The following is an 18,897-nucleotide window of genomic DNA, read 5'->3' as shown; positions in this document are numbered from 1 at the left end:
CCCTCACCCCGCCCCTCTCCCCACAGGAAGAGGGAGCAAGCCAGGGGCTCAGAACAGCACGCGGCTGCGAATGGTCCCGTTCACCTTCGACAGCTCTTCGAGCGCCAGGTCGGAAGAAGCCGCGTCGATGTCCATCACCACGTACCCGACCTTCTCGTTCGTCTGCAGGAACTGGGAGGCGATGTTGATGTGGTTGTCCGAGAAGATCTTGTTGATTTCCGACAGCACGCCCGGCACGTTGCGGTGCACGTGCAGCAGCCGGTGCTTGCCCGGGTGCGCCGGCAGCGCCACCTCGGGGAAGTTGACGGACGACGTCGAGGTGCCGTTGTCGCTGTACTTCACCAGTTTTTCCGCCACTTCCAGCCCGATGTTGGCCTGCGCCTCCATCGTCGAGCCGCCGATGTGCGGCGTCAGGATCACGTTGTCCAGGCCGCGCAGCGGCGACAGGAACTCGTCCTTGTTGCTGCGCGGCTCCACCGGGAACACGTCGATGGCGGCGCCCAGCAGCTTCTTCGCCTTCAGGGCCTCGGCCAGCGCGTCGATCTCGACCACGGTGCCGCGCGAGGCGTTGATCAGGATCGACCCGGGCTTCATGGCCGCGATTTCGGCCGCGCCGATCATCCATTGCGTGGCCTGCGTCTCGGGCACGTGCAGGGTCACGATGTCGCTCTGCCCCAGCAGCTGGTGCAGGTCGCGCACCTGGCGCGCATTGCCCAGCGGCAGCTTGGTGATCACGTCGTAGAAGGCCACGTGCATGCCCAGCGCCTCGGCCAGCACCGACAGCTGCGCGCCGATCGAGCCATAGCCCACGATGCCCAGCGTCTTGCCGCGGATCTCGAAGGCGTTGTCGGCCGACTTGAGCCAGCCGCCGCGGTGCGCCACCGCGCTCTTCTCGGGAATGCCGCGCAGCAGCAATATGGCCTCGGCCAGCACCAGCTCGGCCACCGAGCGGGTGTTCGAATAGGGGGCGTTGAACACGGCCACGCCGTGCTCGCGGGCGGCTTCCAGGTCGACCTGGTTGGTGCCGATGCAGAAGCACCCGGCGGCCACCAGCTTGTGGGCGGCGGCGAACACGTCGGCGGTGAGTTGCGTGCGCGAGCGGATGCCCAGGAAGTGCACGTCGGCGATCTTGGCCTTCAGGTCCGCGTCGGGCAGCGCGCCCGGCAGCGACTCGATGTTGGTGTAGCCGGCGGCGCGCAGAACCTCCAGCGCCGAGGGGTGGATGCCCTCGAGCAAGAGGAACTTGATCCTGCTTTTGTCGAGGGAAGTTTTGCTGCTCATGGCGGTCTCGCGGAAGCCCCGGCCGTGGCGACAAGCTGGGCCAAAAAAGGGAGGGCGATGCTAGCATGGTGCGCTGCACCATGCAGGGCCGCAGGCCGCGCCGGGCTTGACGCCAACAGGGCCAAAGGGGTTTCCCCGATTGGAAGAAACCCGCGCACCGTGCGCCAATGTGACGCGGCGGTGTCACGCACATGCCATAGCATCCGCGCTTTCTCTTTTTCCCTTCAGGAGTCTTCATGCGATTCAAGACGCTTGCGCTGGCATCGGCGCTGGCCGCGACCACGCTGTTCAACGTGGCACACGCCCAGACCGAAATCCAGTGGTGGCATTCCATGACCGCCGTCAACAACGAGTGGGTCAACGACCTGGCCAAGCAGTTCAACGAGAGCCAGAAGGAATACAAGATCGTGCCGACCTTCAAGGGCACGTACGACGAATCCATGACGGCTTCCATCGCGGCCTTCCGCTCGGGCAACGCGCCGCACATCCTGCAGGTGTTCGAAGTGGGCACCGCCACCATGATGGCCAGCAAGGGCGCCATCATTCCCGTGGGCCAGGTCATGAAGGACGCGGGCGAGAAGTTCGATCCGGCCGCCTACATCCCCGCCGTGGCCGGTTACTACACCGCCCCCAACGGCCAGATGCTGAGCTTCCCGTTCAACAGCTCGACCACCATCTTCTATTTCAACAAGGACGCCTTCAAGGCGGCCGGCATCCCCACCGACAAGGCACCGTCGACCTGGCCCGAAGTGGTCTCGGCCGCAGCCAAGCTCAAGGCCAGCGGCCACAAGTGCCCGTTCACCACCGCCTGGCAGAACTGGACGCAGGTCGAGAGCTTTTCGGCCTGGCACAACGTGGAGTTCGCGAGCAAGGGCAACGGCCTGCAGGGCCTGGACGCGCGGCTGAAGGTGAATTCGCCGCTGCACCAGCGCCACATCGAGAACCTGGCGAGCATGGCCAAGCAGGGCCTGTTCGTCTACAAGGGCCGCGGCAACGTGCCTGAAGCCTCGTTCGTGTCGGGCGAGTGCGCCATGATCAACACGTCGTCGGGCTTCTACGGCAACGTGGCCAAGAACGCCAAGTTCGCCTACGGCCTGGCCCCCCTGCCCTACTACCCGGACGTGCCGGGCGCACCGCAGAACACGGTGATCGGCGGCGCGAGCCTGTGGGTCATGTCGGGCAAGAAGGCCGCCGAGTACAAGGGCGTGGCCAAGTTCTTCAGCTTCATCTCGACGCCTGAAGTGCAGTCCGCCAGCCACAAGCGCACGGGCTACCTGCCCGTGACCACGGCGTCTTACAAGCTCACCGAGGAATCGGGCTTCTACAAGCAGAACCCCGGCACCGACGTGGCCGTGACGCAGATGATCCGCAAGGTCACCGACAAGAGCCGCGGCATCCGCCTGGGCAACTACGTGCAGATCCGCGCCATCGAGGACGAAGAGCTGGAACAGGTCTGGAACGGCAAGAAGACGGCCAAGGAAGCCCTGGACGCCATCGTGACCCGCGGCAACGAGCAGCTCGAACGTTTTCAGAAGGCGAACAAAAGCTGACGATTGAAGTTCGGGCCCTCGTGTCCGGCTAATATCGCCCGCCCGCGTCCACTCTTGTAGAAGAGTGGGCCCGGCGGGATTTTTTATGTCGAGGGGTACGAGGGGTTCATGGAAAAACGCGTCTTCTTTCGCTCGGGCTGGTTGCCCTGGCTGCTGCTGACACCGCAAATGGCGGTGATCCTGGTGTTTTTCTTCTGGCCAGCGGGGCAGGCCGTGCTGCAGTCGCTGCAGCAGCAAGACGCGTTCGGCACGTCGGTCGAGTTCGTCGGACTCGACAACTTCCGGCATCTGTGGGGCGACTCGAGCTACGCCGCGTCTTTCAGGACGACGGCCGTGTTCTCGGTGCTGGTGGCCAGCATCGGCATCAGCCTGTCGCTCGTGCTGGCCGTGTTCGCCGACCGCATCACGCGCGGCGGCACCTTCTACAAGACCATGCTGATCGTGCCCTACGCCGTGGCGCCCGCCGTGGCGGCCGTGCTGTGGGTCTTCATGTTCTCGCCCTCGCTGGGCGTGGTCGCCTATGCGCTGGGCAAGATCGGCATCAACTGGAACCACCTGCTCGACTCCGGCCACGCCATGACGCTGATCGTCATGGCCTCGGTGTGGAAGCAGATTTCGTACAACTTCCTGTTCTTCCTGGCCGGCCTGCAGTCGATTCCGAAGTCGCTGATCGAGGCCGCCGCCATCGACGGCGCGCGCCCGTGGCGCCGCTTCTGGACGGTGCAGTTCCCGCTGCTGTCGCCCACCACCTTCTTCCTGCTGGTGATCAACGTGGTGTACGCCTTCTTCGACACCTTCGCGATCGTCGATGCGGCCACCCAGGGCGGCCCGGGCCAGGACACCACCATCCTGGTCTACAAGGTCTACCACGACGGCTTCAAGAGCCTGGACCTCGGCGGTTCGGCCGCCCAGTCGGTGGTGCTGATGGTGATCGTGGTGGCGCTGACCGTCATCCAGTTCCGCTACGTCGAGAAGAAGGTTCAGTACTGAAGATGAAACAGCAACAGAAAACCCCAACGGGCGGAGCACGACATGGTTGAACGACGCGGCACCCAGGGCATCCTGGCCCATGTGGTGATGATCCTCGGCGTCCTGATCGTCGCCTTCCCGCTGTACCTGGCCTTCGTGGCCTCCACGCACACCGCGCAGGAGATCGTGCAGGCGCCGATGCCGCTGCTGCCCGGCTCGAACATCATCGACAGCTACAAGGGCGCGCTCTTCGGGCGCGAAAACAGCGCGGGCTCCAACGCCCCGGTGGCGCACATGATGTGGGTGAGCTTCGTGACGGCCATGGTGATCGCCATCGGCAAGATCTCGATCTCGCTGCTGTCGGCCTTCGCCATCGTGTACTTCCGCTTCCCGTTCAAGAAGATCTGCTTCTGGGCGATTTTCGTGACGCTGATGCTGCCGGTGGAGGTGCGCATCCTGCCCACCTACAAGGTGCTGTCGGACCTGAACATGCTGAACTCGTACGCGGGCCTCACGGTGCCGTTGATCGCGTCGGCCACGGCGACCTTCCTGTTCCGCCAGTTCTTCCTGACCGTGCCCGACGAGCTCACCGAAGCCTCGCGCATGGACGGCGCGAGCCCCATGCGCTTTTTCTTCGACGTGCTGCTGCCGTTGTCGAAGACCTCGATCGCGGCGCTGTTCGTGATCCAGTTCATCTACGGCTGGAACCAGTACCTCTGGCCGCTGCTCGCGACCACGAGCGAAGACATGTACCCCGTGGTGGTCGGCATCAAGCGAATGATTGCCGGCGGCGACGGGCAGAACGAATGGAACGTCGTGATGGCCACCGCCATCCTCGCGATGCTGCCACCCGCGCTGGTGGTGATCCTGATGCAAAAGTGGTTCGTCAAGGGCCTCGTGGACACCGAGAAATAAATAACTTGCGGGACAGACCCGGATTGCGAAGCAATCTGCTGCGTCCCCGACCGACTAAGAATATGGCTGCTCTCTCTCTTCGCAACGTCATCAAGCGCTACGGCCACGGGCCCAAAGCCAACCAGGTCATCCACGGCGTGAGCGCCGAGATTGCCGACCATGAATTCATCGTGATCGTGGGCCCCTCGGGCTGCGGCAAGTCGACGCTGCTGCGCATGGTGGCCGGCCTGGAAGAAATTTCCGCCGGCGAAATCTGCATCGGCGGCAAGGTCGTGAACGAGCTCGAACCTTCCGAGCGCGACATCGCCATGGTGTTCCAGAACTACGCGCTCTATCCGCACATGAGCGTGTTCGCGAACATGGCCTACGGCCTGAAGATCGCCAAGGTGCCGGTGCCCGAAATCAAGGTGCGCGTCGACAAGGCCGCCAAGATCCTCGAACTCGGCCATTTGCTGGAGCGCAAGCCGCGCGAACTCTCCGGCGGCCAGCGCCAGCGCGTGGCCATGGGCCGCGCCATCGTGCGCCAGCCGCAGGTGTTCCTGTTCGACGAACCGCTGTCCAACCTCGACGCCAAGCTGCGCGCCCAGACGCGCCTGGAAATCCAGAAGCTGCACCGCGAGCTGGGCATCACCTCGCTGTTCGTCACGCACGACCAGGTCGAGGCGATGACGCTGGCGCAGCGCATCATCGTGATGAACGGTGGCGTGATGGACCAGTTCGCCACGCCCGAGGAGGTGTACAACCGCCCCGCCACCACCTTCGTGGCCAGCTTCATCGGCTCGCCGCCGATGAACCTGCTCAGGCACGCGCCGGGCGTGCGCCCGGGCCAGATCCTGGGCATTCGCCCCGAGCACATGAAGCTCGACGAAAGCGGCTGGACGGTGCAGGTCGAGCAGGTCGAGCTGCTGGGCGCCGAGCGCCTGGTGTACGGCCGCATCGGCGACGAACAGATCATCATGCGCACCGACGAGGGCGACCGCCCGCCCGTGCCGGGCGACACCGTGAAGATCGCCGCGCGCGAAGAAAAGCTGCACTGGTTCGACGCCGGTTCGGGCAAGCGCGCGGACTGAGCGATGGCTTTGTCGACACCCTGGCCCTACCCCCGCTGGGTGGCCCACCGAGGCGCCGGCAAGCTGGCGCCCGAGAACACGCTGGCGGCCTTCCGGCTCGGCGCCTCGCACGGCTACCGCATGTTCGAGTGCGACGCCAAGCTCAGCGCCGACGGCGTGCCGTTCCTGATGCACGACGACACGCTGGAGCGCACCACCGGCGGCCGCGGCACCGGCGGCACCCAGGCCTGGAGCGCGCTGTCGCAACTGGACGCGGGCAGCTGGCACTCGCCCGGCTACGCGGGCGAGCCCTTGCCCACGCTGGAAAACATTGCGCGCTTCTGCCTGGCGAACGACCACCTGCTCAACATCGAGATCAAGCCCACGCCCGGCACCGAGCGCCAGACCGGCGAAGTGGTCGCGCAGCAGGCCGCGCGGTGGTGGCAAGGCAAAGCCGTCCCGCCGCTGCTGACCTCCTTCAAGGTCGATTCGCTCGAGGGCGCGCAGGCGGCGCAACCCGAGCTGCCGCGCGGGCTGTTGCTCGACACCCTTTGGGCCGGCTGGCTCGAAGCCGCGCAGCGGCTGGGCTGCGTGGCGATCGTGTGCAAGCACACGCTGTGGAACGCCGACGTGGTCGCGCAGGTGCACGGCGCGCGCATGCGCGCGCTGAGCTACACCGTCAACGAAGAGACGCACGCGCAGCGGCTCATCGCGCTGGGCACCGACGGCATCATCACCGACCGCGTCGACCTCTTCAGCCCCGCCGGCTGAGGCGCACGTCTCTTACAGGCACTTACCTCGTGGCCGCTTCTATGATGCGGCCATGAATCGGACCTCTCGCCTGGCGCGCCACGGCCTCGCCATCCTGCTGGCCCTGTCGATGTGCGGCGTTGCGCTGGCACAGCCCGACGCCAGCATGAACGCCGGCAACGGCAACCCCAACAACAGCGCCAACACGGCCACGGCGGCGCCCCCCGCGCCCACGGTCGCCGAGTTGCGCGCCCAGTTCAACAAGATCACGGCCGATGCGGGCACCGGTACCGACGACGATCCGCGCAAGCAGCTCGGGCCGATCAACGACATCGGCGCGCAGGCCGACAAGTTCGTGGCCGCGCGCACCAGCGACCTCGCCGACCTCAACGCACGGCTCGGCGAGCTCGGCAATCCGCCAGGCGCCGGCGCCACCGAAGACCCCGACATCACGCGCCAGCGTGCGCGCCTGACCAAGGAGCGCAACGCGCTCGACGCGGACATCCGCCTCGCGAGGCTGCTGTCCATCGACGTGCGCCAGCGCGGCGCCGACCTCGTCACGCAGCGGCGCGAGCTGTTCGAGGCCCAACTCACCGAGCGCGCGGCCTCGCCGCTCACCGGTGCCTTCTGGAACGACCTGCAAGAGGCCTGGCCCGACGACCTGGAACGGCTGCAGACCATGGGCGCGGCGCTCGGCGACGGGTTCGCGCAGGCGCTGGCGCCCGCGTCGCGCACGCTGGTGATCGCCACGCTGATCGGCGCGCTGCTGTTGGCCTTCGTTGGCATCTGGGGCGCCGAGCGCGTGCTCACGCGCCTCGCGATGCGAGTGCTGCCGGCCGGGCGGCTGCGGCGCTCGCTGCTGGTGATTGCCATCGTCGCGAGCCACGTGCTGCTGGTGGCCGTGGCCGCGCACGGCTTCGTGGAGGTGCTCAAGGCGCACGCCACCTGGGACGCGCAGGCGCGCAAGGCGCTGCAATCGGCGGCGCAGGCGCTGACGTTCATGGCCTTCGTCATCGGCCTGGGCCGCGCGCTGCTGGCCACCTCCCGTCCCTCGTGGCGGTTGCCGCCCATTCCGGACGCCACGGCCAGCAAGCTCGCCGTGCTGCCCTGGCTGGTGGCGCTGGTGGCGGCGCTGGCCTGGACGCCGGCCGAGATCAATGCGCTGGTCGACGCCAGCTTTGCCGCGGTGGTGGCCACGCACGTGCTGACGGCGCTGATCCTCACCGCGCTGGTCGGCACCGTGATCTACCGGCTCAAGGCGCTGCGCGCCGACGCGCCCGAGGCCGGCCTGCCCGAGCGGCCGATGTGGGTCGGCCTGCTGGTGGCGCTGATCGGCGTGCTGATGATCGCCATCTGGGTGCTGGTGGCGCTGGGTTACGTGGCGCTGGGCAGCTTCCTGGCCTCGCAGCTGACCTGGACCGGCATTGTGGCCGCGGCCTTCTACGTGCTGTTCAAGTTCGCCGACGACGTGTTCACGGCCGTGGTGTCGTCGCGCAGCGCCTTCGGCCAGAAGCTGCAGAAGAGCTTCGGGCTCGCGCCGCAGACGCTGGACCAGGCGGCCACGGTGCTATCGGGCATCAGCCGGGTGGCGTTGTTCGTCTACATGCTGATCGCGCTGGCCGCGCCGCTGGGCACTTCGCCGGGCGAGGTGTTCCAGCGCAGCGGCAAGCTGGGCTCCGGCGTGAAGGTGGGCGAGTTCCAGCTGGTGCCGGGCGCCATCCTGAGCGCCCTGGCGGTGGCGGTCATCGGGTTCATCGTGCTGCGGGTGTTCAAGCGCTGGCTCGAGCGCAGCTACCTGCCCAACACGCAGCTCGAACCGGGCATGCAGAGCTCCATCACCACGCTGCTGGGCTACGTGGGCGGCATTCTGGTGGTTGCCTTCACGCTGTCGGCAATGGGCATCGGCATCGAGCGCATCGCATGGGTGGCCAGCGCGCTGTCGGTGGGTATCGGTTTCGGCCTGCAGGCGATAGTGCAGAACTTCATCTCCGGCCTGATCCTGCTGGCCGAGCAGCCGGTGAAGGTGGGCGACTGGGTGGTGCTGGGCACGGCCGAGGGCGACGTGCGGCGCATCAACGTGCGGGCCACGGAAATCGTGCTGGGCGACCGCTCGACGCTGATCGTGCCGAACTCGGAGTTCATCACCAAGACCGTGCGCAACATGACGCTGTCCAACGCCGAGGGCCGCGTGCTGATTCGCCTGCCGATGCCGCTGACCACCGACGCGCAGCGCGTGCGCGAGCTGATCCTCACGGCCTGCAGGGCGCATGAAGGCGTGCTCGAAACGCCGGCGCCGTCGCTCACCCTCGAAGGCATCGAGAACGGGCTGCTGATCTTCCAGGCCATCGCCTACGTGGCGAGCCCCCGGCTGGCGGGCGGGGTGCGCAGCGACCTGCTGTTCGTGATCCTCGACGAGCTGAAGAAGGCCTCGCTGCCGCTGGCGGTGCCGACCATGGTGATGGCGGCGACGGCGGCCACACCGGAGCCGCTGGCCACGCCCACGGTGCCTTCGTCGACGACGTCCCCGATTCCGGGCGTGCAAGGTTGACAGGCGTCGCCCGCGTCCGGCGGCGGGACTGAGGGGCTGTCAGCGGCGCCAGCCGCGCATCGCCAGCCACTGCACCGTGCCGCAGACCGCCACCAGCGCGGCGTAGGTCACCATCGAGCCGTCGCGACCGGACACCACGAGACCGGCCACCGACACGACCACACCGGCCAGGAATGTGCAGGCGCATTGCACCCACCAGCGCGGCACGCCGGCGCGCCGGCCACCCAGGAAACGCCCGGCAAAGGCCAGCACCAGCGCCAGGAAAGCCGCGGGTGCCACAAAATTGAGCAGGTGATTCAGGAGGGCCAGCAGGTCCATCGGGAGGAAAGGCGCAAGCGTCGGGTCATGCGGGCAGTGTTATGGCTGTCATAGGGAAAGCCATTTGTCCTTGCGCAAGCCGGGTGCGGCTGCTGATTTTATAATCACGCCCATGTCAGTCTGGGCTCTCGGCTTGAACCACACGACCGCGCCGCTCGATCTGCGCGGTCGTTTCGCGTTCGCGCTCGATCAGATCGCCCCCACGCTGCAGAGCTTGCGCAGCTCTTTCGGCACCGGCCGCCACCCCCAGGTCGAGGCCGCGATCATCTCCACGTGCAACCGCACCGAGATCTATTGCGCCTCGGAGCACATCGCGCTCGACCACACCTTCGGCTGGCTGGCGCAAAGCGGCGGGGTGGCCCCGGCCCTGTTGCGCTCGCATGCCTACACCCTGCACGACGACGAAGCCGCGCGCCATGCCTTTCGCGTGGCCAGCGGGCTCGACTCCATGGTGCTGGGCGAGGCGCAGATCCTTGGGCAGATGAAAGATGCCGTGCGCGCCGCCGAAACCGCCGGCGCGCTCGGCAGCACGCTCAACCAGCTGTTCCAGCGCTCGTTCGCGGTGGCGAAAGAGGTGCGTACCGCCACCGAGATCGGCGCTCACTCCATCAGCATGGCCGCCGCCGCGGTGCGCCTGGCCGGCCAGCTCTTCGAAGACCTGCGCAAGACGCGCGTGCTGTTCGTGGGCGCGGGCGAAATGATCGATCTCGCGGCCACGCACTTCGCGGCCAGGGAACCCAAGTCGATCGCCATCGCCAACCGCACGCTCGAACGCGGCGAAAAGCTGGCCTCGCGCTTCGGCGGCGAAGCCATGCGGCTGGCCGACCTGCCCTCGCGGCTGGCCGAGTTCGACATCGTCGTGAGCTGCACCGCCAGCACGCTGCCGATCATCGGCCTGGGCGCCGTGGAGCGCGCGCTCAAGGCGCGCAAGCACCGCCCGATGTTCATGGTCGACCTGGCGGTGCCGCGCGACATCGAGCCCGAAGTGAAGGCGCTCGAGGACATCTATCTCTACACCGTGGACGACCTCGCCCAGGTCGTACAGCAGGGCCAGGCGAATCGCCAGGCCGCCGTGGCGCAGGCCGAAGTCATCATCGACGCGGGCGTGCAGAGTTTCATGCACTGGCTGGGCCAGCGCGGCACGGTGCCGCTGATCCAGCAGCTCAACGCGCAGGCCGACGAATGGCGCGCCGCGGAAATGACCCGCGCGCGCAAGCTGCTGGCCAAGGGCGAATCGGTCGAGGCCGTGCTCGAAGCCATGTCGCGCGGGCTCACGCAAAAAATGATGCACGGTGCCATGGCCGAGCTGCATGCGGGCGATGCCGAGTCGCGCGAGCAGACGGCGCAGACCATCTCGCGCCTGTTCCTGCGCAAAGAGCGTTAGCGACGCGGGTCATCGGCCGGCCGCGTGGCCTTGGCTTTCATGCGCCCTGCGATCGCACGGCGGCAACCCCTCATTTTTCCGAGCCCCATTCCGCTGTGAAATCCTTTCTGCGCCACCAACTCGAACGCTACGTCCAGCGTTTGGGCGAACTCGACTTCCTGCTCTCGCGCGAAGACATCATGAGCGACATGGCGCAGTACCGCACCATCTCGCGCGAGCATGCCGAAATCACGCAGATCGCCGGCCGCTACGAGCGCTACAAGCAGCGCGAGGCCGACATCGCCGGGGCGAAGGAGATGCTCGACGACCCCGACATGGCCGAGATGGCGAAGGAAGAAATTTCGGGCGCCGAAGCCGAGCTGCTCCAGCTCGAAGAAGAGCTGCAGCGCTTGCTGCTGCCCAAGGACCCGGACGACGCGCGCAACGCCTTCATGGAAATCCGCGCCGGCACGGGCGGCGACGAGTCGGCCCTGTTCGCGGGTGACCTGCTGCGCATGTACACGCGCTACTGCGAGCGCGTCGGCCTGCGCTGCGAGGTCGTGAGCGAAAGCCCGAGCGAGCTCGGCGGCTACAAGGAAGTGGTGATCCGCATCGTCGGCGACGAGGTCTTCGGCAAGCTGCGCTTCGAATCCGGCGGCCACCGCGTGCAGCGCGTGCCGGCCACCGAGACGCAAGGCCGCATCCACACCAGCGCCTGCACGGTGGCCGTGCTGGCCGAGCCCGACGAGACCGTGGCGGTGCAGATCAACCCGGCCGACCTGCGCATCGACACCTACCGCGCGAGCGGCGCGGGCGGGCAGCACATCAACAAGACCGACTCGGCCGTGCGCATCACGCACATCCCCACCGGCATCGTGGCCGAGTGCCAGGACGACCGCAGCCAGCACCGCAACAAGGCCAAGGCACTGCAGGTGCTGTCGGCGCGCATCCAGGAAAAAGACCGCAGCGAGCGCGCCGCCAAGGACGCGGCCATGCGCAAGGGGCTGATCGGCAGCGGCGACCGCTCGGACCGCATCCGCACCTACAACTTTCCGCAGGGGCGGCTCACCGACCACCGCATCAACCTCACGCTCTACAAGCTGCTGGCCATCATGGAAGGCGACCTGGGCGACGTGCTGGAAGCGCTGCGTGCAGCGCGCGAGGCCGAGCAGCTGGCCGAGCTGGAATCGAGCCTGCCGGCGTGACGAGCACCGACAACCCGCGGCCCTCGACCGTGGCGCAGGCGCTCGCGGCAGGCGTCGCGCTGGGCGTGGACCGGCTCGACGCGCAGTTGCTGCTGCTGCACGCCCTGGGCCGTGCCCCGCACGACCGTGCGTGGCTGCTCGCGCACGACACCGACGCAATGCCCGGTGCGGCGTGGTCCGCGCTGGCCGCGCAGCTGTCGCGCCGCCTGGCGGGCGAGCCGGTGGCCTACCTGCTGGGCGAAAAGGAATTCCACGGCCTCGACCTGCGGGTCGATGCGCGCGTGCTGGTGCCCCGCCCCGACACCGAGACACTGGTCGAATGGGCCTTGCAGTGCCTCGACGGCCACGCCGCACCGCGCGTGCTCGACCTGGGCACGGGCAGCGGCGCGATCGCGCTGGCCCTGCAGCACGCCCGCCCCGACGCGCAGGTCGATGCGGTCGATGCCAGCGCCGGCGCGCTTGCGGTGGCGCAGGCCAATGCCCAGCGCCTGCGCCTGCCGGTGCGCTTCGCCCAGGCAAACTGGCTCGACGGCGCCGGCAGCGGCTACGCGGTCATCGCCGGCAACCCGCCCTACATCGCCGCCGGCGACCCTCACCTGCCCGCCCTGCGCCACGAGCCGGTGTCCGCTCTGGTGGCGGGCGCCGACGGCCTCGACGACATCCGCCAGATCGTGCAACACGCACCCGATCACCTCGCGCAAAACGGCTGGCTGCTGCTCGAACACGGCCACGACCAGGCCGCAACCGTGCGGCAACTGCTCGCCGAGCGCGGTTTTTCTGACGTGCAAAGCCGCGACGACCTTGCCGGCATCCCGCGCTGCTCAGGCGGGATCTGGCGCGCGGTGAAATAATCCGTTCAGCCCACTTTTCAGGAGTTCCCCATGTCCGACGCTCAGCAACGCATCGACGATCTCGTCAAAACCAACGAACTCGTGCTCTTCATGAAGGGCAATGCCAGTTTCCCGATGTGCGGCTTCTCGGGCCGCGCCATCCAGATCCTGAAAGCCGTCGGCGTCGACACCAAGGCGCTCAAGACCGTTAACGTGCTCGAAGACGACGGCATCCGCCAGGGCATCAAGGAGTACAGCAACTGGCCCACCATTCCGCAGCTCTACGTGAAGGGCGAGTTCATCGGCGGCTCGGACATCATGATGGAGATGTACGAATCCGGTGAGCTGCAGCAAGTGGTGAACGGCAGCCCCGCCTGATTTTCCGAAGACTGCAATGAGCCACGATCACGGCCATTCGCATGCTCACGGCGATCGTCCGGTCGATTCGACCGAACCGGCCTGGAAGCATGACGGCGTGCGCGTGGTCGCGGCCAACCAGCTCGACGTCAACACCGCGCAGACACCCGGCATGAACCGCGCGGCCGCCATCAACTTCGCGCGCGTCGGCGCGCAGAAGCTGTGGGCCGGCACGGTCACCATCCACGCCGATGCCAAGACCGGCGCCCACCACCATGGGCACCTTGAATCGGTGATCTACGTGGTGCGCGGCCGGGCCCGCATGCGCTGGGGCGAGAAGCTCGAGTTCACGGCAGAGGCCGGACCCGGCGACTTCATCTACGTGCCGCCTTTCGTGCCGCACCAGGAAATCAACGCGAGCGCGACCGAGTCGCTGGAATGCGTGTTGTGCCGCAGCGATGGCGAAGCGGTGGCAGTCAACCTCGACATCGAGCCCGTCGAGAAACCCGAATCGGTGCTGTGGGTCGACCCGACTCACCCACACGGCGCGGTCTGAACGCTTTTCCCCGGCCAAGTCATGGCACCATGGCGCTCTTCGCCGTGCCACCATGAACCTGACCCAAAGCCTGCTCATCATCGTCTTGCTGATCGCGTTGAGCGCGTTCTTCTCCCTGGCCGAAATCACGCTGGCCGCCTCGCGCCGGCTGCGCCTGCGCCAGATGGCCGACGAAGGCGACCCGCGGGCGGAAAAAGTATTGCGCGTGCAGGAGCAGCCCGGCCACTACTTCACCGTGGTGCAGATCGGCCTGAACGCCGTGGCCATCCTGGGCGGCGTGGTCGGTGAAGGCTCGCTCAGCCCCTACTTCGCAGGTTTCTTCGAACGCTGGCTGAGCGTCGAGGCGTCGGCCAGCGTGGCCTTTCTCTGTTCGTTCGTGATCGTCATCGCGGTGTTCCTGGTGTTCGCCGACCTGTTCCCCAAGCGCCTGGGCATGAGCAACCCCGAGCAGCTCGCGGTGCGCATGGTCGGGCCGATGCAGGTGCTCATCACCACCTTCAAGCCGCTGGTGTGGTTTTTCACGCGCTGCACCGACCTGCTGTTCAAGGTGCTCGGCATGCCGATGGCGCGCGACGACAAGATCACCTCGGCCGACATCCTGGCCATGACCGAAGCCGGCGCCCGCGCGGGCGTGCTCGCGGTGCGCGAGCAGCAGGTGATCGCCAATGTGTTCGAGCTGGAGACACGCCTGGTGAGCAGCGTGATGACGGCGCGCGAAAGCATTGCCTGGTTCCTGCACGACGACCCCGAGTCGGTGCTGCGCGCGCGCATCGTGGCCGAGCCCTTCTCGGCGTACCCGGTGTGCGACGGCGACATCGACCATGTGCTGGGCTATGTGGATGCGAAGGACATGTTCCAGCGCGTGCTCAGCGGCCAGCCGCTGGCCTTCGACCAGGGGCTGCCGCTGCACAAGGCGCTGGTCATTCCCGACCGGCTGTCGCTGACCGAGGTGCTCGAGCAGTTCCAGCAGGCGCATGAAGACTTCGCGATCATCGTCAACGAATACAGCCTGATGGTGGGCGTGATCACGCTCAACGACGTGATGAGCACGGTGATGGGCGACCTGGTGACGATGCCCGACGAAGAGCAGATCGTGCGGCGCGACGAGAACTCGTGGCTCATCGACGGCGTCACGCCCATCCAGGACGTGCAGCGCGCGCTGCACATCGACGAGCTGCCGCATGCCGAGGAATACGAAACGCTCGCGGGCTTCCTGATGGTGATGCTGCGCCGCGTGCCCAAGCGCACCGACAACGTGACCTGGGGCGGCTACACCTTCGAGGTGATGGACGTGGACAGCTACCGCATCGACCAGGTGATGGTCACGAAGGGCTCTGGCACCGCGAAGGCGCCGGCCGCCTGACAGGCCTCGGCAGGCATCAAGCGGCCGAGCGGTCCTTGTCCTTGTCTTTCTCGCGCTCGCGTTCCTTGTCGTTGAACGCCCAGAGCCGCTGGTTCGCGAACACCGCGTTCGGGTAAGGAGACTTGCCGCGGCTGCCGTTGTAGCGGCCCAGCGTCATGTAGAGGTCGCCATTCTCGCGGTCGAGATAGTGGCGCAGGATGACGCAGCCGAAACGCAGGTTGGTCTGCATGTGAAAGAGCTTGGCCGAATCGCTGTCGCCGATCACGCGCGTCCAGAACGGCATGACCTGCATGTAGCCCCGCGCACCGGCGCTGGACACCGCGAACTTGCGGAAGTTGCTCTCTACCTGCACCAGCCCGAGCACCAGGCTCACCTCGAGCCCTGAGCGCTTGGCCTCGTACCACGCGGTCTGCAGGAACTCGATGCGCGACGGCGCATCGGCCACCTTCTTCTTGAGCCGTTCGCTCATTTCGCCGAGCCAGCGCAGGTACGCCAGGCGGACCTCGGTGCTGGCGAACTGGGGCACCGGGGGCGCCTTGTTGTGGATCGCCGAACTCAGCGCGGTGCGCACCGAGTCGATCAGCGGCTCCTCGATCTGCGCGCCGGCCAGGGCGGTCCGCGGCAGCGACAGCACCGTCAGGGCGCTCGCCGTCACGGCGCCGCCCAGGCACTGGCGCCGCGAGAGGCCGCCCTCGAGGCTCATGCAGCGAGCTTGCCGGTGATGAAGTCGGCGATGCCGGCCGACGGCACTTTGGTGGCGGCCGTGTCGCGGCGGTGCTGGTATTCGAGCTGGCCCTCTTTCAGGCCGCGGTCGGAGATGACCACGCGGTGCGGCACACCGATGAGCTCCCAGTCGGCGAACATCGCGCCGGGGCGCTCGCCGCGGTCGTCGAGCAGCACGTCGACACCCTTGGCGAGCAGGTCTTCGTAGAGCGCCTCGGCGGCGGTCTTGACCTCGGCGCTGCGGTCCATGCCGATCGGGCAGACCACCACGGTGAACGGCGCGATGGCGTCGGGCCAGATGATGCCGCGCTCGTCGTGGTTCTGCTCGATGGCCGCGGCCGGCAGTCGCGTGATGCCGATGCCGTAGCAGCCCATCTCGAGGAACTGCGGCTTGCCGCCTTCGTCCAGATACGTGGCGTTCATGTCCTTGCTGTACTTGGTGCCGAGCACGAACACATGGCCCACTTCGATGCCGCGCTCGATGGCCAGCACGCCCTTGCCGTCGGGAGAGGCATCGCCGGAGATCACGTTGCGCAGGTCGGCCACAAGTTCCGGCTCGGGCAGGTCGCGGCCCCAGTTGACACCGGTCATGTGGAAGTCGACCTCGTTGGCGCCTGTGATCCAGTCGGCCATGACGGCCACGTCACGGTCGGCCACGAGCTTGACCGGCTTCTTCAGGTTCAGCGGGCCCAGGTAGCCGGGCTTGCAACCGAAGTGCTCGTCGATCTCGGCCAGGGTGGCGAAGCGGAAGCCCTTGTCCAGGCCCGGCAGCTTGCCGACCTTGATCTCGTTCATCTCGTGGTCGCCGCGCAGCAGCAGCAACCAGACCTGCGCGCCCTTGATGTTGCCGGCGGCATCGACGATGTCGCTGGCCAGCACGAGCGATTTCACGGTGGTGGACAGCGGCACGCCGAGCAGCACGGCGACGTCCTCGCAGGTGCTCTTGGCCGGCGTGGGGGTCTTCTCGAGCGCCCTGGCGGCGGCGGGGCGCGGGCCGGCCGGGGCCAGCGCCTCGGCCTTTTCCATGTTGGCCGCGTAGTCGCTGTCGGGGCAATAGACGATGGCATCCTCGCCGGTCGCGGCGATCACCTGGAACTCTTCGCTTAGGTCGCCACCGATGGCGCCGCTGTCGGCGGCCACGGCGCGGTAGCGCAGGCCGAAGCGGTCGAAGATGTTGCGATAGGCCTGCGCCATGATCTGGTAGCTGGCCTTGGCGCCGTCGAGGTCGCGGTCGAAGCTGTACGCGTCCTTCATGATGAACTCACGCCCACGCATCAGGCCGAAGCGCGGACGGCGCTCGTCGCGGAACTTGGTCTGGATCTGGTAGAAATTCTTCGGCAGCTGCTTGTAGCTGCGGATTTCCTGGCGCGCGATGTCGGTCACCACCTCTTCGCTGGTGGGCTGGATCACGAAGTCGCGGTCATGCCGGTCCTTGATGCGCAGCAGCTCGGGGCCCATCCTCTCGAAGCGCCCGGTCTCCTGCCAGAACTCGGCCGGCTGCACGACGGGCATTGCCATCTCGACGGCGCCGGCGCGGTTCATTTCCTCGCGCACGATCGCCTCGACCTTGCGGATCACGCGCAGGCCCATGGGCATGTACGTGTAGATGCCCGTGCCGAGCTTCTTGATCATGCCGGCGCGCGTCATGAGCCGGTGGCTCGCGACCTCGGCGTCAGCGGGCGCTTCCTTGAGGGTGGAGACAAAAAATCGGGAAGCTTTCATCGGGATCGGCGTGATGGATTCGCTGGGTTCGAAGGTGGGAAGTGGGGGACTGCTCCCCCGGAGAGACCCTGAGAGCCTGGCATCGGCAGCTTGCCGGGGACACCCCGGCATGCATAATCGACTCAGTTCAAAAATTGGGGTTTGATTATGCTCGACCGGGACGGCTTCAGGCCCAACGTCGGCATCATCCTGCTCAACCAGAGAAACCAGGTTTTCTGGGGCAAGCGCATACGCACGCATTCCTGGCAGTTTCCGCAAGGCGGCATAGACCGCGGCGAAAGTCCCGAGCAAGCCATGTTCCGGGAACTGCACGAGGAGGTGGGGCTCCACCCGGAGCATGTGCGCATCGTTGCCCGTACCCGTGACTGGTTGCGCTACGAGGTGCCGGATCGGTTCATCCGCCGTGACGCACGGGGCCACTACAAAGGCCAGAAGCAAATCTGGTATTTGCTGCAACTTGTCGGTCACGACTGGGATCTGAACCTGCGTGCCACCGATCATCCCGAATTCGACGCCTGGCGCTGGCACGACTACTGGGTGCCGCTCGAAGTGGTCGTCGAGTTCAAGCGCGGCGTCTACGAGATGGCGCTCACCGAGCTTGCTCGCTACCTGCCACGGCAGGATTTCCGCAACCGCTTCCTGCGCAGCAACGTGCGCGCTCGAGAGTTCGAGCGTCATTCGCTGGACGCTGGAGCGCCGCCCGGACTGGACCTGCCGCCCGGCGGCAGTTTCGATCCGCATCCCGACATTCCTTCCGCGAGCGATGAACCTCCCTTCCACCACAATGCGCCCTTCTTTCCGACGCAACGCTGAACGCGCGCTTCTCCTGGCTTGCTTCGGCATCCTTGCCGGATGCGCATCGGGTCAATACGACACCGACAACCCCGACTGGGCCCAGTCGGGCATGCCGCTGCCGCCCAAGCGCTACGGTACCGAGAAAGAGTGGCAGGAAACAGCCGTGCCGCCGCCGCCGGCTTTCAGCGAAAACCGCCTGCTGCACATCCAGATGCCGCCGTACATGAGCCTGAAGTTCGGCGTGGCCCCAAGCACGATCGTCATCACGGGCGACGGCATCGTGCGCTACGTGGTGGTGGCCCACAACAGCAGCGGAAACGCGGTCAATGCCTTCTACGAGGGTGTGCGCTGTTCGACCGCCGAAATGAAGAGCTATGCGCGCTTCAACAACGGCATCTGGCAAGAGACCCAGACGCCGGAGTGGAAGCAGATCAACGCCATGAACTCCAGCTACACCCGGGCGCTGTCGACCCAGGCACTGTGCCGCGGCAATGCGCCGCGCCCCTCGGTGGGGGAAATGGTCCAGAACATCCGCAACCCGATCCGGGAAGTGCAGTAGAGCGCGCTGCGCCGCGGCAATGAAAAACGGGGCTTCGCGCCCCG

At 66.8% G+C, this 18,897-nt stretch carries 18 protein-coding genes; 14 read left to right on the top strand and 4 right to left on the bottom strand.

All coding sequences use genetic code 11. The features are described 5' to 3' along the window. Window positions 1–48: 48 nt before the first annotated feature. Entirely contained in the window at window positions 49–1,281 is a 1,233-nt protein-coding gene (gene serA / locus ACSFA5_RS29365) for a phosphoglycerate dehydrogenase (protein ID WP_435447562.1), read from the bottom strand. A 236-nt stretch (window positions 1,282–1,517) separates the two neighbouring features. Here serA and ugpB point away from each other — a divergent pair, with 236 nt between their 5' ends. The 6 genes from ugpB (at window position 1,518) to ACSFA5_RS29335 (ending at window position 9,062) form a co-directional block, all read left to right on the top strand. Beyond that, a complete protein-coding gene (gene ugpB, locus ACSFA5_RS29360) occupies window positions 1,518–2,831 on the top strand; it encodes a sn-glycerol-3-phosphate ABC transporter substrate-binding protein UgpB (protein ID WP_435447561.1) in 1,314 nt (437 codons plus the stop codon). 108 nt (window positions 2,832–2,939) lie between these two features. Next, window positions 2,940–3,821: a sn-glycerol-3-phosphate ABC transporter permease UgpA gene (gene ugpA, locus ACSFA5_RS29355; protein WP_435447560.1), complete on the top strand. Its 882-nt coding sequence runs from the start codon at window positions 2,940–2,942 to the stop codon at window positions 3,819–3,821. 42 nt (window positions 3,822–3,863) lie between these two features. Continuing rightward, a complete protein-coding gene (ugpE, locus tag ACSFA5_RS29350; RefSeq protein WP_435447559.1) occupies window positions 3,864–4,715 on the top strand; it encodes a sn-glycerol-3-phosphate ABC transporter permease UgpE in 852 nt (283 codons plus the stop codon). Window positions 4,716–4,777: 62 nt separating this feature from the next. Further along, window positions 4,778–5,785, top strand: coding sequence for a sn-glycerol-3-phosphate ABC transporter ATP-binding protein UgpC (ugpC, locus tag ACSFA5_RS29345; RefSeq protein WP_435447558.1), 1,008 nt, complete (start codon window positions 4,778–4,780; stop codon window positions 5,783–5,785). A 3-nt stretch (window positions 5,786–5,788) separates the two neighbouring features. Further along, window positions 5,789–6,535: a glycerophosphodiester phosphodiesterase gene (ugpQ, locus tag ACSFA5_RS29340; protein WP_435447557.1), complete on the top strand. Its 747-nt coding sequence runs from the start codon at window positions 5,789–5,791 to the stop codon at window positions 6,533–6,535. Window positions 6,536–6,587: 52 nt separating this feature from the next. Continuing rightward, window positions 6,588–9,062, top strand: a complete 2,475-nt coding sequence (locus ACSFA5_RS29335; protein WP_435447556.1) for a DUF3772 domain-containing protein — start codon at window positions 6,588–6,590, stop codon at window positions 9,060–9,062. Between the two features lie 39 nt (window positions 9,063–9,101). Here the strand turns inward: ACSFA5_RS29335 and ACSFA5_RS29330 are convergent, their stop codons facing one another. Next, window positions 9,102–9,380 (bottom strand): hypothetical protein, encoded by a 279-nt coding sequence (locus ACSFA5_RS29330; RefSeq protein ID WP_435447555.1) that lies wholly within the window; start codon window positions 9,378–9,380, stop codon window positions 9,102–9,104. A 112-nt stretch (window positions 9,381–9,492) separates the two neighbouring features. Here ACSFA5_RS29330 and hemA point away from each other — a divergent pair, with 112 nt between their 5' ends. The 6 genes from hemA (at window position 9,493) to paeA (ending at window position 15,054) form a co-directional block, all read left to right on the top strand. Continuing rightward, a complete protein-coding gene (gene hemA / locus ACSFA5_RS29325) occupies window positions 9,493–10,764 on the top strand; it encodes a glutamyl-tRNA reductase (protein WP_435447554.1) in 1,272 nt (423 codons plus the stop codon). 95 nt (window positions 10,765–10,859) lie between these two features. Next, window positions 10,860–11,948: a peptide chain release factor 1 gene (gene prfA, locus ACSFA5_RS29320; RefSeq protein WP_435447553.1), complete on the top strand. Its 1,089-nt coding sequence runs from the start codon at window positions 10,860–10,862 to the stop codon at window positions 11,946–11,948. Further along, window positions 11,945–12,799 (top strand): peptide chain release factor N(5)-glutamine methyltransferase, encoded by an 855-nt coding sequence (gene prmC, locus ACSFA5_RS29315; RefSeq protein ID WP_435447552.1) that lies wholly within the window; start codon window positions 11,945–11,947, stop codon window positions 12,797–12,799. The genes prfA and prmC overlap by 4 nt, the downstream gene beginning before the upstream one ends. Before the next feature lie 30 nt (window positions 12,800–12,829). Then, entirely contained in the window at window positions 12,830–13,156 is a 327-nt protein-coding gene (gene grxD / locus ACSFA5_RS29310) for a Grx4 family monothiol glutaredoxin (RefSeq protein WP_093134857.1), read from the top strand. Window positions 13,157–13,172: 16 nt separating this feature from the next. Beyond that, window positions 13,173–13,691 carry a cupin domain-containing protein gene (locus tag ACSFA5_RS29305; protein WP_435447551.1) on the top strand — a complete coding sequence of 173 codons (519 nt, stop codon included), beginning with the start codon at window positions 13,173–13,175 and terminating at the stop codon, window positions 13,689–13,691. A 52-nt stretch (window positions 13,692–13,743) separates the two neighbouring features. Further along, the gene (gene paeA, locus ACSFA5_RS29300; protein ID WP_435447550.1) at window positions 13,744–15,054 is read left to right on the top strand and encodes a polyamine export protein PaeA; all 1,311 of its coding nucleotides are present in this window, start codon (window positions 13,744–13,746) and stop codon (window positions 15,052–15,054) included. 16 nt (window positions 15,055–15,070) lie between these two features. Here the strand turns inward: paeA and ACSFA5_RS29295 are convergent, their stop codons facing one another. Next, entirely contained in the window at window positions 15,071–15,757 is a 687-nt protein-coding gene (locus ACSFA5_RS29295; protein ID WP_435447549.1) for a lytic transglycosylase domain-containing protein, read from the bottom strand. Continuing rightward, window positions 15,754–17,499: a proline--tRNA ligase gene (locus ACSFA5_RS29290; protein WP_435447548.1), complete on the bottom strand. Its 1,746-nt coding sequence runs from the start codon at window positions 17,497–17,499 to the stop codon at window positions 15,754–15,756. Before ACSFA5_RS29290 ends, ACSFA5_RS29295 begins: the two co-directional genes overlap by 4 nt. Window positions 17,500–17,646: 147 nt before the next feature. Here ACSFA5_RS29290 and ACSFA5_RS29285 point away from each other — a divergent pair, with 147 nt between their 5' ends. Together ACSFA5_RS29285 and ACSFA5_RS29280 are read left to right on the top strand one after the other, a co-directional pair. Further along, a complete protein-coding gene (locus ACSFA5_RS29285; RefSeq protein WP_435447590.1) occupies window positions 17,647–18,312 on the top strand; it encodes an RNA pyrophosphohydrolase in 666 nt (221 codons plus the stop codon). Further along, window positions 18,284–18,853, top strand: coding sequence for a CNP1-like family protein (locus tag ACSFA5_RS29280; RefSeq protein ID WP_435447547.1), 570 nt, complete (start codon window positions 18,284–18,286; stop codon window positions 18,851–18,853). The genes ACSFA5_RS29285 and ACSFA5_RS29280 overlap by 29 nt, the downstream gene beginning before the upstream one ends. Window positions 18,854–18,897: the final 44 nt, after the last annotated feature.

Origin of the sequence: Variovorax monticola (assembly GCF_051216855.1) — a bacterium.
GTDB lineage: Bacteria > Pseudomonadota > Gammaproteobacteria > Burkholderiales > Burkholderiaceae_C > Variovorax.
This window is presented reverse-complemented; position numbering and strand designations above follow the sequence as displayed.